Below are 13,108 nucleotides of genomic sequence, written 5' to 3'. Positions count from 1 at the left end.
TTAATCCTTAGTAGTCCTCCAAATATAATGTACGAAATTTACGTTTTCCCCGTTTAAATCTACAGTAGTTGTATCCGCTTCCTTTTCACGAGAAAATCCGCTCTTTTCTAATACAATTTGTGAAGCTATGTTATTTGTTGTTGTCATAGCATGTATTTTATTAATTTCATAGACTCTTGCTTGAGCCAAAATCAATTTTACAGATGCTGCTGCAACTCCTTTTTTTGTAAACTTCTCTCCAACTCGGTAGCCTAACGACCCAATTCGTTTTTCCTTATCTACATCAACTAAATTGATACGTCCTACAATTTCTTTTTCTGTATTACGTATGAGATGAAAATAAGAAATCCCCTCAGTTTGTTCTTTTAATAGTTCGTCAAGTTGCTTTTGAAAGTATTCATACACGTAATAATTAGAACCACGACTTGGTACCATTGTTTCAAAAAATGATTTGTTCGTGAGTTCGAAATTAAATAAATCTTCAGCATCTTGATTCTTTAATTGTTCTATGTATATTTCCATCCCGTTTACCCCTTCTTAATTTACTAACTGTTATACATTCTTTTTTAAACGATAATTTCCCTGCTATTTCTTTCGTCTGAGTAATACAGTAAGTAATACTCTAGGATGAAAAAGATGAAAAGGACTTCGAATTAAGTTCATAACTCTGACTAACCGAATATAAATATCAGAATCACTTGCAGAAAGCTGATATATTTGTTTCGTATACCATTGCTGAAATTTTTGTTTCATAGTTAATTCTTTCTGTAACTTAGGATGACGTGCTATCTCCGTTGTCGTCATTTCCCAAGGTGTTTTGATAATCATAGCAGACTTCGTATAAAACTCTTGAGTTAATGTTTTATCAAGCCTTTTTCTTCCTTGAAGAATTAATTGCAATTGGTGAGCTTCCATAGCTGCAACTGAAACACCTTGTCCGAAAACTGGATCAAAACGACAATGCGCATCTCCAACTACTAACAATCCTTCAGGTAAATTATTAACTAGATCAAATCGCCTGCGTACTTGATATGGAATTTTGTACGTTTTTATATCGGTAATCGCCTCAGATTTGTTTAGAAACTCTGTAACATTAGGGATTGATAGGTTTTCAGCAAAATCATAAAATTCATCATCTGTTTGCGGTGCTTTTTCATTTGCGTATCCACTAAAAGTAACAAAATAACGATCATCTTCAATCGTTTGAATTAGAACACCATACGGATTCTCGGGAAAACTTGGAGACATAAGCATATTACAGCAGTCTAATTTCTCTTTTTCTTTGAGCCTAAACATTCTAGTTGCGTAAAACAAATCAATTCTTACTTTCTCTTCTTGTACTTCAAAATTGTATTCTTGTAACCAATCTATACTTTTTGAACCAAATCCACTTGCATCAACAACAAGATCTGCATGAAATTCTTCTTTCATTTCTGTTTTCAAACATTTAGCTCTTATTCCATAGACTTTATTAAGTTTGTTATCTACTAGTAATCCTTCAACCAACATTTCATACTTCGTAGTAACATTTGAAACTTGTTCAATTCGTTTTTGAATATGAGATTCTAACAGAAGACGACTTTGCTGAATCATATTTATTTCGCCTTTGAAAGGCTGCTTCCATAGGCCGAACTGATGCCATTTTAAATCGCGAGTAAAGTTATTTACAATGCTACCTGCTTCAATTAATTCATTAGTAATGTTAGGAAACAACTCCTCAAGTGCTTCTTCGCCGCCTTTTAATAACACATGCGGATGATTACTTTGTGGAACTCTTTTACGAGGTCCTTTTCCATCCCATCTTTCTCCGGCTTCTAAAATGATTACTTCTTCAAACGTATTTGATAAAGCTTTTGCGACGAGTTTCCCTGCTATACTTCCACCGATAACGATAGCCTTAGTAAACATTTTTTCCCCCTTAATGAAAAGAGATCCTGTCGTGTATGAATGGAACAGGATCTTAACTAATAATTCCTTGCTAATTATATTTAAAACACCTTTGTGAATTGCAACGTTAAAATTAAAATACCTAATCCCCATACGTAATACGCGAATACTTTTAAAGAATGACGTTTTAAATATTGAATCATCCATGAAACTGCTATGTAACCAAAGAACGCTGCTGATAATGTTCCGACAATTAATGATGTACTAGAAATAGATTCTGCTTTCCCTTGAAAAACATCTGCAAATTGCAAGATGATAGCTCCGACAATGGCTGGTGTTGATAATAAAAATGAAAAGTACGCCGCTGTTTCGCGGTCTAACTTTCTCCATAATGCAGCGACAATTGTCATTCCTGAACGAGAAATTGCTGGAAATATAGCTACTGCTTGAAATGAACCAATTATGAATGCATCTTTATATGTAATATCATTCATTTTTTTACGACCGTTCTTTTGTTTATCGGCCATATAAAGAAATAAGCCCGTCACTAAAAACTCCCAACCTATTGTTATACCTGTTTTTGAAATATCTTCAAAAAAGTCTTTAAATAATAAGCCGATTACAACCGCAGGTATCGTCCCGACAATAAGTAAAAACATAAGCTTTGAAAATGGATTTTTTATTAAATAAATAAATTCTTTTCTATAATAAATAAACACTGCAAGTAACGTTCCGATATGCAGCATCGTATCTAAAAATAAACCTGCTTCATCTAATTGAAAAAGATGTCTCCCTAAGTAAAGATGCCCTGTACTACTTATAGGTAAAAACTCTGTCAGTCCTTGAATAATTCCTAAAATAAAAGCTTCTAGCCAATTCATGATGATCTCCTTTCTCATTTGCTTGTACCAATATATGATGCTTTAATTTTTGTTATGAAAGAAAATATATTTCTCTTGGGGATTTACTTTAACTTTTATTTAGAAGTTATGGATTGCAATATTGATGGATATATATGTAAAAATAAAGGAGGGTTTATATGGAGAAACACACAAAATTAGGCAACGTATTACTTTGGATTGGACCTATTCTTGTATTCTTAGGCTTATGTATGACAAATGTAATTACAGACATACCTTTCTTCGAAGGAAAGCATAAAACTCTTGGAATTATTATATTATTTATAGGGGTACTTTGTTTAGTTGTCGCTCATTACTTTAAAATACGAAAAAATTCTGCCGATTAAATAATATATTCCCTTATAAGGAGGAACAAATGCGAGGAAAATCATTACGGACAAAAATTACAAAGCTATATAAATAAAAACAATCCTAGTGTATGTACTAGGATTGTTTTTATTTCGCTAATGTTGTTTATTTATAAAACACTTTATCAACGTTATATTTCGCTTTGTATTTATTAATGATGTAAGTTTCGTAAATTTCTCTTTCTGTTGGATCTTCTACGATACATGCATCGATACGGTATACTTCATCACGATTATTTTTGATTGGCGAAACATTATCTTCAAAATGCTTTTTAATACGTTGTCTAATTTTACGAGCTTTACCTACGAAAAGAAGTTCGTCATTAATATTGTAAAACATAAAAATGCCGCCTTTATCTCTAGGGAACAAGTGGAAATCGATAAAACCGTTAATTGGAGTAATTAATGGCTCGTCTCCTTTAATAACTTGTTTACGTTCAGTAATTGAAACATCAGTTTCAGGAATATTAATTTTAATCAAGTTCATTCACGTCCTCTTTTATTATAAAGATAAATAATAGCATAAGTAGGTAAGAAAAGCTATGTTCAGATGCATATTTCATTTCATAATTTGAATATTATAGGTATATCATGCAAACTTTTTTTCCAAATCATATGATCAATTGATGCGCCCCAATAATCCTTTAATACATAACTAGGCTCTCCAAATTTCTTCTTCCATATTTTTTGCGCGTTTTTATATCCACTATCCAAACAAAATTCTTTTATTCCTTTACCTAGTAAAGTAAAAAACATTGTATTTAACAGCAAACTTCCTATACCTTTTCTTTGATACTCCGTAAGTACAAACACTGTCCCGATTTCATATAAGTCCTTAAGTACACCGCCTGTACAACTATTAATTAATGTACTTGCTGGACCGATTTCAATCGTTCCAATGATTTTATCGTTATTTGTATCTATTGCTAATAAAAAGTAACGAATTTCTCCATTACTATCAAAATCGTTTTTCAAATATTGCTTTTTCGAGTTAATTTCATTTTCTATGTCATCTAATAATTGGGATAACCCTTCATTTTTATATGTATTCGTAATAACTATACGGAAAAACAAGTATAGTTCATCTATATCATCCGAATTCGGCCTTCTAATTTCAAAGTTATACATGACTTACATCTCCAATCTTTGAAAATATATGAGAAAGTGTATTCGTTCAAAAAGATTTTATACAATTGTTAAGACCATACTTTATATACTCTATTCATTATTATTCTACACAGCTCTGCATAGATCCAGCAGTATAGAAAACTCAATATAAATATTAATGTAATAACTTTTATATCCATAGTTGTATGAATAGTAGGACCAAGTACAGGAAAACGGAAGATATCGAGAATGATCATAATTCCTATAAGTAGACATATCGCCGAAAAGGAAATTACGCAAATCCTCCTCTTGAATTGCAAAAAGGATACTCCTAACGCTATACCTAATAATCCTGTAGTAAAGGGAAAGACAATTAGTTCACTTGGCTCAATAATGAATAATAGGAAAATAGTAAGAATATACGAGAGTACTCCCTCACGAATAGAATAACAAATAGCTAGAAAAATCGGTAGCGTCGCAAAAGGACTAATAAATAACCCTATTCCAGGGATTAAGTTCCCCGCAGATTGAAAAACAGCAGCAAATGAACCTAATAAAGCTGTAATGACTAACCTACTTGCAGGAGTCACCTTTCTTTTATGAACAAAATTCGCATCCTGCTCTATCATCCATTGATACCAATAGCATCTAAAGCGATTCATCAAAATACCTCCTAAAGATACCTAATTCATCACTTACTATAATTATTCATAAACTTATAGTTTACGAGTTACTTTCTACTAATCGTTTATACATAGAAGTTTTTTAGGGGGACAACAGGTCGTGCATTTTGAAGAAGAATGAATTCCTTATATTTTTAGACTTAGAATTTATATCGTATCATGGAACAATTTCATAAATAGCACCTTTGTTAAAATCAGTTACTTTCATAGAACCGTAAACTCCTAAATATAATCTAGTTTGATCTAAGTTTGTTCCTAAACTAACATAATAAGCTGATTGAACACCAAAATCATAATTGGTTTCAATAACATGAAAATCATTACGTTTACCGTCTATACTTGCTCTAGTATAAGCTAACACTCCCTTTACTGGAGATTGAGATTCTTCTTTCTTGGCAAGATCAGTAAACACGACACTACCTGATAAATTTGGGATTGTAGTTCCCATATATGGCTGAACTCCTGTAAGTGAAGTTCCTACAAACTTATCCGGTCTGGAATCTTTATGAAAATAACTGATTAGAGGCTGAATACGTCTCACTGACGTTTGAATTGTTTCATTATAATAAGCCATTGTTCCCTCATCCAAAGTAGGGTTCTCAGAACAGTGCCTTATAAAAGAAGTAGGTAATTCTCCTTCCCATCCTCGCCAACCAAAATTAATAAATCCATCTTGATTGGGAGTGGATCCCATTAAATGCGTTTGAACAAGTTCGGTAACCGGTATGGGTTTATAATGAACAAACGAAAAAATAGACTCTACAATATCCTGCCCGACATTTCCAGCATATTTGATATACTGATTATAAAACCTTTGAAATGAAATACCTGTTATATTCCGAATCCCTTTCGCAATTACTGTAAGTGTTTCTTGTATAGATAAAGGAAGTTCATTAAAGTACGTAACTACTGGAGGGTTATTCATTAATGTATTTTTACTTACATCAATTTCAATTATTTTACCCGCTATTTCTAAATCATTCTGGCTTAAATTAAATGGATCATAACCCGATCCACCATCTCCATTTGTAAAAACAAGTTTTCCAGTCTCAGGTGAAAAGTTTAAACTATTGACTCCGTTATGATTAAAAAAGGGCCTTCTTATGTTAAGTAATGTCCGTCGTTTTTGAGGTTGACCATGTGATTGTAAAATCCATTCCTCAACTGTATCAATATGATCATATTGAGTATCTCTATTTACCCACTTTAAGTTTAAAGTTTTCGGATCACATGGATTAGGTTTAAAAGGTTCAGAAAGGGCACCCGGACCTTGAGTGCCAGCTACTGAATAATGAAGGTAAAATAAACCGTTTTGATAAAATTGTGGATGAAACGCTAGTCCTAGCAATCCTCGCTCATCATAACCACTACTAGAAACCCCTTCTTCAGATGTGCCTAATTTTATGATTCGCGGGCGAATATCTAAAAAAGTTCTTATAACTCCGTCTCCTATGTAAAAGATTTCTCCTACCTGGGTTGCAATAAATAACCTTTCAATTGAGTCACCTGGTAGTATAGTTGTTTTCAAAACAGTAGGTAAATTGAACTTACTTGCAATGGGTCGTAAACTAACCTTAACTTTTGTCAACTTACTTTACACCCCTTTAATTGCATTTTATTAAAAGAATATGATTAGAACGGTTCAATTAGTATCCAATTAGGGACTAGGGAATTGGATATTATTTCTGACTGCGCTGCATTTCCTGCTTCTCCATATAACTACGCATCCGTCGCATATATTCAGGTGCGTCCATCGGATTCCCTGCGATCATTTCAATTATACAGAGTCTTTCGGCGCTTTCCTTTTCAGCATGAATTATAGCCTGATCAAGCTCTCCATAGGTCCGGACCGTAACGGTAAACCCGTTACCTCCAAAAGCTTCGGTCAGCTTGGTGTAAGACCATCGAGGGATTTGGTTGTACTTTTGATCCTCTGTTTTGACATTTAAATATTTCTCAATTGTATAACCATCGTTGTTCAATATAAAGATTATGGGCTTGCAGTCGTAATAGAGCATGGAACTGATTTCCTGTGCTGTTAGCTGCAGGGCTCCGTCACCTGTAAACAGCAATACTCGGCGTTCCGGCGCGGCCATAATAGCACCGAACGCAGAAGGGATTGCGTAACCGATGGACTGCCATCCACCTTGCCCAATATATGTTACATTGCCCGGCAGTCTTACCTCTCCCATTCCATTATAGAACGTTCCGGTCTCGGCGATTACAATATCACCCTCTTTCAGCATGCGCTGAAAACGCGGATAATAGTCGACCGCCAATAGAGGTCCGTCGACAGTAGTTGTTAATTGATCGTAAGGGAATGAAATTTTTTCTGTCAAACCTTTTCCCTTATAACCCACCTTCTGCACGGCAAGTAGCACGTCGGCTGCAAGAACATTCGGATATTCCGCCTCAGCGATTTTAACCATATCTGGTTGAATATTGACAGTGATCAGCGGGTTCAGCTTTGCGGTAAAACTTGCAGTGTTTGTGTCCGCCCATACCATGCCAATCGCAATGATACAATCTGCATTCTCCACCGTACTTTGGACTTCAGCCCTCCCGAAAGAGCCTAGATACATTCCGATATAATTTGGATGGGTCGTCTCGTCGAATCCCCCCTTCCCGTACAGCATCGTTACAACAGGCACGTTCATTACATCGGCTAGCTGCCGCGTTGCTGTTTGAAGGCCGAAACGTATCGTTTTTACATCCACCAGGATAACTGGTCGGTGGGCACGTTCCAAAAGCGAACGGATATGATTCCCTGCAGCCTGAAGGGTATTCGGGTTGGATGTTGGACGTGGTGGTATTGGCTCTGCCCAAACTTTAATCGGCTTGGTCACTAAATCATTAGCCACAACCAGGTATACCGGCTTTTTCTTTTCCTTAGCAATGCGAATCGCAGTCTGAATTTCAATCTTGGCATTTTCCGGCGTAAGCACCGCGGTATATGCCGTAATCTGCTCATACACCTTGCGAAAGACGTCAAAATTTCCATCCATTAATGCGTGATGCATCAGCTTATGCTCTTTTTGATCCTTCTCAGGAGGCGCACCCACAATGTGTATTATTGGTACATGCTCGCTGTTGGATCCCGCTATCGCATTGCAGGCGCTGAGCTCCCCGACCCCGAAGGTCGTAATAAGAGCCGATATTCCTTTGATTCTTGCATAGCCATCTGCAGCGTAGCCCGAGTTTAGTTCATTTCGTCCTTCTATAAAACGGATGCCGTTATAACACTCCAAAGTATCAAGAAGTGTAAAATTATAGTCCCCTGCGACACCAAAAATTTCGGTAATGCCCTCGAGTTTCAGGCAATCGAACAAATACTGGCCAACCGTTTTTTGAGCAGGTCCCCTTTGTAAACCAAAGTTGCCCGTATTAATCATGTTGTCCATCGCTTGCTCACTCCTTATCCATTTCTTTTTAATAGTACTACCCTTTTTGATAATGCCCTTTAATTAAATCGGTTATCCGTTATGCAACAATTAATGGGGAAGATTTTTGTACAACCATATATTACAACTACATTCTTCGTATTTTATATATCATCAATAAAGAATTCAGAAAACCCATAAATAAAAAAACGAGTGCCGTGAAGAAACGCACTCATTGAAAGGAATTTACCAATCTCGACGATTATCGCGATCATGGTTTCCATTTAAAATCTCCCATTTATCATGCTCCTCACTTTGTTTTGCAAAAATCTAGCTTACTTTTAAAAACTTTGTAACAGAACCCTAAAAATGATAAAAACCCACGAAGAAAATGAATTTTCACCGTGGGTTTTAGTCATTTAAATGGACTTTCGGGACACCTAACTCAAGAAGCATCCGCACCTTCAAACTGACTATTATAAAGCGAAGCATAAAAACCATCAGCTTTCAATAACTCTTCATGATTACCTTGTTCTACAATATCCCCATCTTTCATGACAAGGATTAAATCTGCATCACGTATTGTTGATAATCTATGAGCGATAATGAAGCTTGTTCTACCTTCCATAAGGTTTTCCATCGCTTTTTGAATCAGTACTTCTGTACGAGTGTCAATGGAGCTTGTTGCTTCATCGAGTATTAATATTTTCGGATCCGCAATAAGGGCGCGGGCAATTGTTAGTAGTTGCTTTTGTCCTTGGGATACGTTGCTTGCTTCTTCGTTTAGTTCCATTTGATATTTATTTGGTAATGTTTTTACGAAACTGTGAACGTGAGCTGCTTTCGCTGCTTCAATTACTTCTTCGTCTGTAGCATCGAGTCTACCGTAACGTATATTTTCCATGATGGATCCGTTAAATAGCCAAGTGTCTTGAAGTACCATACCAAACATGTTGCGCAGGTCTTCTCGCGTGAAGTCTTTTATATCGTGACCGTCGATACATATTGCACCGCTGTTTATGTCATAGAAACGCATTAACAGTTTTACAATCGTTGTTTTACCAGCTCCGGTTGGTCCGACGATTGCTACTTTTTGTCCAGGTTTAATGTTAGATGAGAAATTATTGATGATGATCTTATCTAGATTATATCCAAATTGAACATCTTGGAAGGTAACTTCTCCTTGAACTTTTTGCAGCTTCACTGGATTTTCTGCTTCTGGCACTTCCTCTTCTTCTTCTAAAAATTCGAAGACTCTTTCTGCAGCAGCTGCAGTGGATTGAAGTACGTTCGCGATTTGCGCTACTTGAGCGATTGGTTGCGTAAAGCTTCTAACATATTGCACAAAGGCTAAAATGTCTCCAACTGCGATGGTTCTCTTTACCGCAAGCCATCCGCCTAAAATAGATACAGCGACGTAACCGATATTACCGATAAATGTCATAATCGGCATCATCATTCCAGATAAAAATTGAGATTTCCATGCGGAGTGGTAAAGGGTATCATTTACCTTTTCGAATTTTTTTACTTCTTCTTCTTCTTTGTTAAAGGCTTTTACAATATTGTGACCACTATAAATTTCTTCGACCTGACCGTTTACGTGTCCTAAATATTCTTGCTGGGATTTGAAGTATTTTTGTGATCGTTTTACGACTGCCATGATGAGAATCATCGATACTGGCAATATTAAAAGCGCCACTAATGTCATTTGCCAGCTGATTGATAACATCATGATAAGTACACCGATGATTGTAATAACGGATGTGATGATTTGCGACATACTTTGGTTTAACGTTTGGCTCACCGTATCTACGTCATTTGTAATTCTCGATAATACTTCGCCGTGCGTTGTTTTATCAAAGTAATTCAGCGGCATACGATTAATTTTTTCGTCGATTTCTTTTCTGAAGTTATAAGATACTTTTTGAGCTACTCCAGAAATAATGTACCCCTGGATAATACCAAACACAGTGCTCAGTATATATAATCCAAGAAGTAAAATGACAATGTTTCCGATATAGGTAAAGTCAATGGCCGCACCGGGTGCTCCTGATACTTTGCTTACGAGTCCTTCGAAAAGTTTTGTTGTCGCATTTCCTAAAATTTTTGGACCAACGATTGTAAAGGCTGCACTACCGATTGCGAAAAGGATAACGACTAAGATTGATAATTTATAGGGCTTCAAGTATTGAAGGAGTTTATTCATCGTTCCTTTGAAGTTTTTTGCCTTCTCAACCTTTCTCATGCCGCCGCCCATAGGACCGCCACCGCCAGGACCGCCTTCTCTTCTATTTTCTATTTTTCTATCACTCATGATGACAACTCCTCTCTTGAAAGTTGTGATAAAGCAATTTGCTTATAAACTTCACAGTTTTCCATAAGCTCTTCATGAGTACCAGTTCCAACTATTTTTCCTTCGTCAAGTACAATGATCTTATCGGCAGTCATGATTGTACTGATTCTTTGGGCAATAAGTAAAACAGTGCTTCCTGTAATCTCATTGTTTAAAGCTCTGCGCAATGCTGCGTCTGTCTTAAAGTCAAGAGCTGAGAAACTATCATCGAATATGAAGATTTCCGATTTTTTCGTAAGAGCACGTGCAATAGAAAGTCTTTGTTTTTGACCACCGGAAACGTTCGTACCACCTTGTGATATTTCTGTACGGAAGCTTTCAGGTTTCGCGTTAATAAACTCTATAGCTTGCGCGATTTCTGCCGCTTTTGCGAGTTCTTCTTCAGTTGCTTCTTTCTTACCGTATTTCAAATTACTCTCGATCGTACCTGAGAAGAGAACTCCTTTTTGCGGTACATAACCAATCTTCTCTCTTAATTCCTTCTGAGATACTTCTCTAATATCCGTGCCATCTATTAATATTTGACCGCTTGTGACATCGTAAAATCGTGGGATTAAGTTGATTAATGTTGATTTACCACTACCTGTACTTCCGATGAAAGCTGTCGTTTCACCAGGTTTTGCAGTAAAGGTGATATTAGAAAGCACATCTTCTTCTGCACCTGGGTATCTAAAGACAACATTTTTAAATTCAACGTAACCTTTCTTGTCTGAAGCAAATGTTTTCGGCTTTTTTACATCACTAATGGTAATGTCAGTATCTAAAACTTCTGCGATACGTTGTGCGGAAACTGAAGCACGCGGAACCATAATAGATACCATTGAAATCATTAAGAAGGCCATGATGATTTGCATTGTATATTGCATAAATGCCATTAAATCACCAACTTGCATATGTCCCATATCCACTTGGTGTGATCCAACCCAAATAATAAGTACAGTAACGGCATTCATGATAAACATCATCATTGGCATCATAAATGACATTAAACGGCTTACAAATAAATTTGTGTTTGTTAAATCTTGATTTCCTTTTTCAAATTTCTTTTCTTCATGTTTTTGATTATTAAAAGCACGAATAACGAGCATACCTGTTAAAGATTCACGAGTGATTAAGTTAATTTTATCTACTAACTTTTGGATACGCTTAAACCTAGGAATCGCGATGCTAAATAAACCAATGACTAAGCTTAAAATCGCGATTACCGCAACTGCGATAATCCATCCCATTGAAAGATCTGTAGTAAGTACTTTAATAATGCCGCCGATACCTAAAATTGGTGCATAGAATACAATGCGAAGCATCATAACCATAAGTGTTTGAACTTGCTGGATATCATTTGTACTTCTTGTAATTAGAGATGCAGTGGAAAACTTATCAAACTCCGCATTCGAGAAGTTTGTAACTTTCCGGAATACTTTCTTTCTAAGGTCTCTGCCGAGTCCAGCAGCTACTTTTGCAGCAAGTAAACTCACGATAACGGTAGCTGCCATACTTACTAAGGATAAAAGCAGCATTTTCCCGCCGGAAGTAAGAATAAAATTAGATTGAAGCTTATCTATATTGATACCGATCTTTTTATACTCATTCTCAATGAATGAAACGGCTGATTGTGTTACCATGCTGCCTGGCATATTCTTAAACTTTTCATCTGCCTTTTCTTTCATTGCATTGATTTGATTTTGAGGAAGTTTCGCAATGATTGCAAAAGGATCTGTATTTGGCGGAAGCTTAGCTGGTGTGTTGTTGTCACCTATCGTAGCAGGAGGGAAAGCAGATGGGCCGCCTTTTTCGATTCCTTGTGTAATTAACATTGGTTTCCCAAAGATATTATTAAGTTCATTAATTATATTTTTATCTTCTGTATGTAGCTTATAAAGTGGCTCTTTATCAAGCTGCGGATAATCTTTTAAGTCATTTTTTAGTTCACTTTGAGAGAGGTTGTTCTTATCTAAAAGCACATAGTTGTCAGCTACTTTTTTCTTCTCATTTTCATTCATAAAGAGCGTAAGTTTATCCAGTTCACTTTTACGAATAACCTCAGGTACTGCATTTTCTACACCTTTTTGTTGAATCCCTACATTGACAATGTTAGACATATAGTCTGGCAGTGATAGATCACATACTGCCTGCACAGTTAAAAGACATACAACTGCAATGATGGAAGCAACAAATGGTTTTAAATGTTTAATGATCTTTAACATTTAATTCATCTCTCCATTTTCCTTATCTAATTTTTTTAGTTTTTACTCCGTTTCTCTCCTTTATTCTTCGTATTCTCAGTAATTCATTCCAGCAGCTCTTTACGTATTTTCTACCACAGATTAATTTTATGACTATATAAAGATATGATGCAACTTTTAGAGAGAATAGACTTACCTTTGATCAAACATGTTTATAAACCAACATAACGTACAGGAAATCGGCTTTT

The 13,108-nt window shown here is 35.9% G+C and carries 11 protein-coding genes; 1 reads left to right on the top strand and 10 read right to left on the bottom strand.

Features of this window, described 5'->3' with window-relative positions:
• The 3 genes from NSQ47_RS07490 to NSQ47_RS07480 form a co-directional block, all read right to left on the bottom strand.
• Nucleotides 1-522: a GNAT family N-acetyltransferase gene (locus NSQ47_RS07490; RefSeq protein ID WP_002161636.1), complete on the bottom strand. Its 522-nt coding sequence runs from the start codon at nucleotides 520-522 to the stop codon at nucleotides 1-3.
• 63 nt (nucleotides 523-585) lie between these two features.
• The gene (locus NSQ47_RS07485; protein WP_341036495.1) at nucleotides 586-1,908 is read right to left on the bottom strand and encodes a glutamate synthase; all 1,323 of its coding nucleotides are present in this window, start codon (nucleotides 1,906-1,908) and stop codon (nucleotides 586-588) included.
• An 80-nt stretch (nucleotides 1,909-1,988) separates the two neighbouring features.
• A complete protein-coding gene (locus NSQ47_RS07480) occupies nucleotides 1,989-2,768 on the bottom strand; it encodes an undecaprenyl-diphosphate phosphatase (protein WP_341036494.1) in 780 nt (259 codons plus the stop codon).
• A gap of 158 nt (nucleotides 2,769-2,926) precedes the next feature.
• Between NSQ47_RS07480 and NSQ47_RS07475 the strand changes: the two genes are divergently transcribed.
• A complete protein-coding gene (locus NSQ47_RS07475) occupies nucleotides 2,927-3,133 on the top strand; it encodes a hypothetical protein (protein WP_078173656.1) in 207 nt (68 codons plus the stop codon).
• Between the two features lie 127 nt (nucleotides 3,134-3,260).
• On the opposite strand, the gene NSQ47_RS07470 is transcribed toward NSQ47_RS07475, so the two are convergent.
• The 7 genes from NSQ47_RS07470 to NSQ47_RS07440 all read right to left on the bottom strand — a co-directional run bounded on the left by NSQ47_RS07470 (nucleotide 3,261) and on the right by NSQ47_RS07440 (nucleotide 12,881).
• Nucleotides 3,261-3,641: a nucleotide excision repair endonuclease gene (locus NSQ47_RS07470; RefSeq protein ID WP_071151297.1), complete on the bottom strand. Its 381-nt coding sequence runs from the start codon at nucleotides 3,639-3,641 to the stop codon at nucleotides 3,261-3,263.
• 77 nt (nucleotides 3,642-3,718) lie between these two features.
• Nucleotides 3,719-4,282 (bottom strand): GNAT family N-acetyltransferase, encoded by a 564-nt coding sequence (locus NSQ47_RS07465; protein WP_341036493.1) that lies wholly within the window; start codon nucleotides 4,280-4,282, stop codon nucleotides 3,719-3,721.
• A gap of 68 nt (nucleotides 4,283-4,350) precedes the next feature.
• Nucleotides 4,351-4,923, bottom strand: coding sequence for a hypothetical protein (locus NSQ47_RS07460; protein ID WP_341036492.1), 573 nt, complete (start codon nucleotides 4,921-4,923; stop codon nucleotides 4,351-4,353).
• 178 nt (nucleotides 4,924-5,101) lie between these two features.
• Nucleotides 5,102-6,532, bottom strand: coding sequence for a PQQ-dependent sugar dehydrogenase (locus NSQ47_RS07455; RefSeq protein ID WP_341036491.1), 1,431 nt, complete (start codon nucleotides 6,530-6,532; stop codon nucleotides 5,102-5,104).
• Between the two features lie 91 nt (nucleotides 6,533-6,623).
• Nucleotides 6,624-8,345 carry an alpha-keto acid decarboxylase family protein gene (locus NSQ47_RS07450; protein WP_341036490.1) on the bottom strand — a complete coding sequence of 574 codons (1,722 nt, stop codon included), beginning with the start codon at nucleotides 8,343-8,345 and terminating at the stop codon, nucleotides 6,624-6,626.
• A 424-nt stretch (nucleotides 8,346-8,769) separates the two neighbouring features.
• On the bottom strand, nucleotides 8,770-10,638 hold the full coding sequence (locus NSQ47_RS07445; protein ID WP_341036489.1) for an ABC transporter ATP-binding protein: 1,869 nt from the start codon (nucleotides 10,636-10,638) through the stop codon (nucleotides 8,770-8,772).
• Nucleotides 10,635-12,881: an ABC transporter ATP-binding protein gene (locus NSQ47_RS07440; protein WP_341036488.1), complete on the bottom strand. Its 2,247-nt coding sequence runs from the start codon at nucleotides 12,879-12,881 to the stop codon at nucleotides 10,635-10,637. The genes NSQ47_RS07445 and NSQ47_RS07440 overlap by 4 nt, the downstream gene beginning before the upstream one ends.
• Nucleotides 12,882-13,108 lie beyond the last annotated feature (227 nt).

It is taken from the genome of Bacillus sp. FSL R10-2780 (genome assembly GCF_038006125.1).
GTDB classification, from domain to species: domain Bacteria; phylum Bacillota; class Bacilli; order Bacillales; family Bacillaceae_G; genus Bacillus_A; species Bacillus_A cereus_U.
The sequence above is the reverse complement of the archived record's forward strand: the minus strand, read 5'-3'. Positions and strand labels throughout refer to the sequence as shown.

Excerpts from the sequence above, each read along its gene's own strand:
- NSQ47_RS07490 (WP_002161636.1), bottom strand. The coding sequence starts at position 522 with ATGGAAATATACATAGAACAATTAAAGAATCAAGATGCTGAAGATTTA.
- NSQ47_RS07485 (WP_341036495.1), bottom strand. The coding sequence starts at position 1,908 with ATGTTTACTAAGGCTATCGTTATCGGTGGAAGTATAGCAGGGAAACTC.
- NSQ47_RS07480 (WP_341036494.1), bottom strand. The coding sequence starts at position 2,768 with ATGAATTGGCTAGAAGCTTTTATTTTAGGAATTATTCAAGGACTGACA.
- NSQ47_RS07475 (WP_078173656.1), top strand. The coding sequence starts at position 2,927 with ATGGAGAAACACACAAAATTAGGCAACGTATTACTTTGGATTGGACCT.
- NSQ47_RS07470 (WP_071151297.1), bottom strand. The coding sequence starts at position 3,641 with ATGAACTTGATTAAAATTAATATTCCTGAAACTGATGTTTCAATTACT.
- NSQ47_RS07465 (WP_341036493.1), bottom strand. The coding sequence starts at position 4,282 with ATGTATAACTTTGAAATTAGAAGGCCGAATTCGGATGATATAGATGAA.
- NSQ47_RS07460 (WP_341036492.1), bottom strand. The coding sequence starts at position 4,923 with ATGAATCGCTTTAGATGCTATTGGTATCAATGGATGATAGAGCAGGAT.
- NSQ47_RS07450 (WP_341036490.1), bottom strand. The coding sequence starts at position 8,345 with ATGGACAACATGATTAATACGGGCAACTTTGGTTTACAAAGGGGACCT.
- NSQ47_RS07445 (WP_341036489.1), bottom strand. The coding sequence starts at position 10,638 with ATGAGTGATAGAAAAATAGAAAATAGAAGAGAAGGCGGTCCTGGCGGT.
- NSQ47_RS07440 (WP_341036488.1), bottom strand. The coding sequence starts at position 12,881 with ATGTTAAAGATCATTAAACATTTAAAACCATTTGTTGCTTCCATCATT.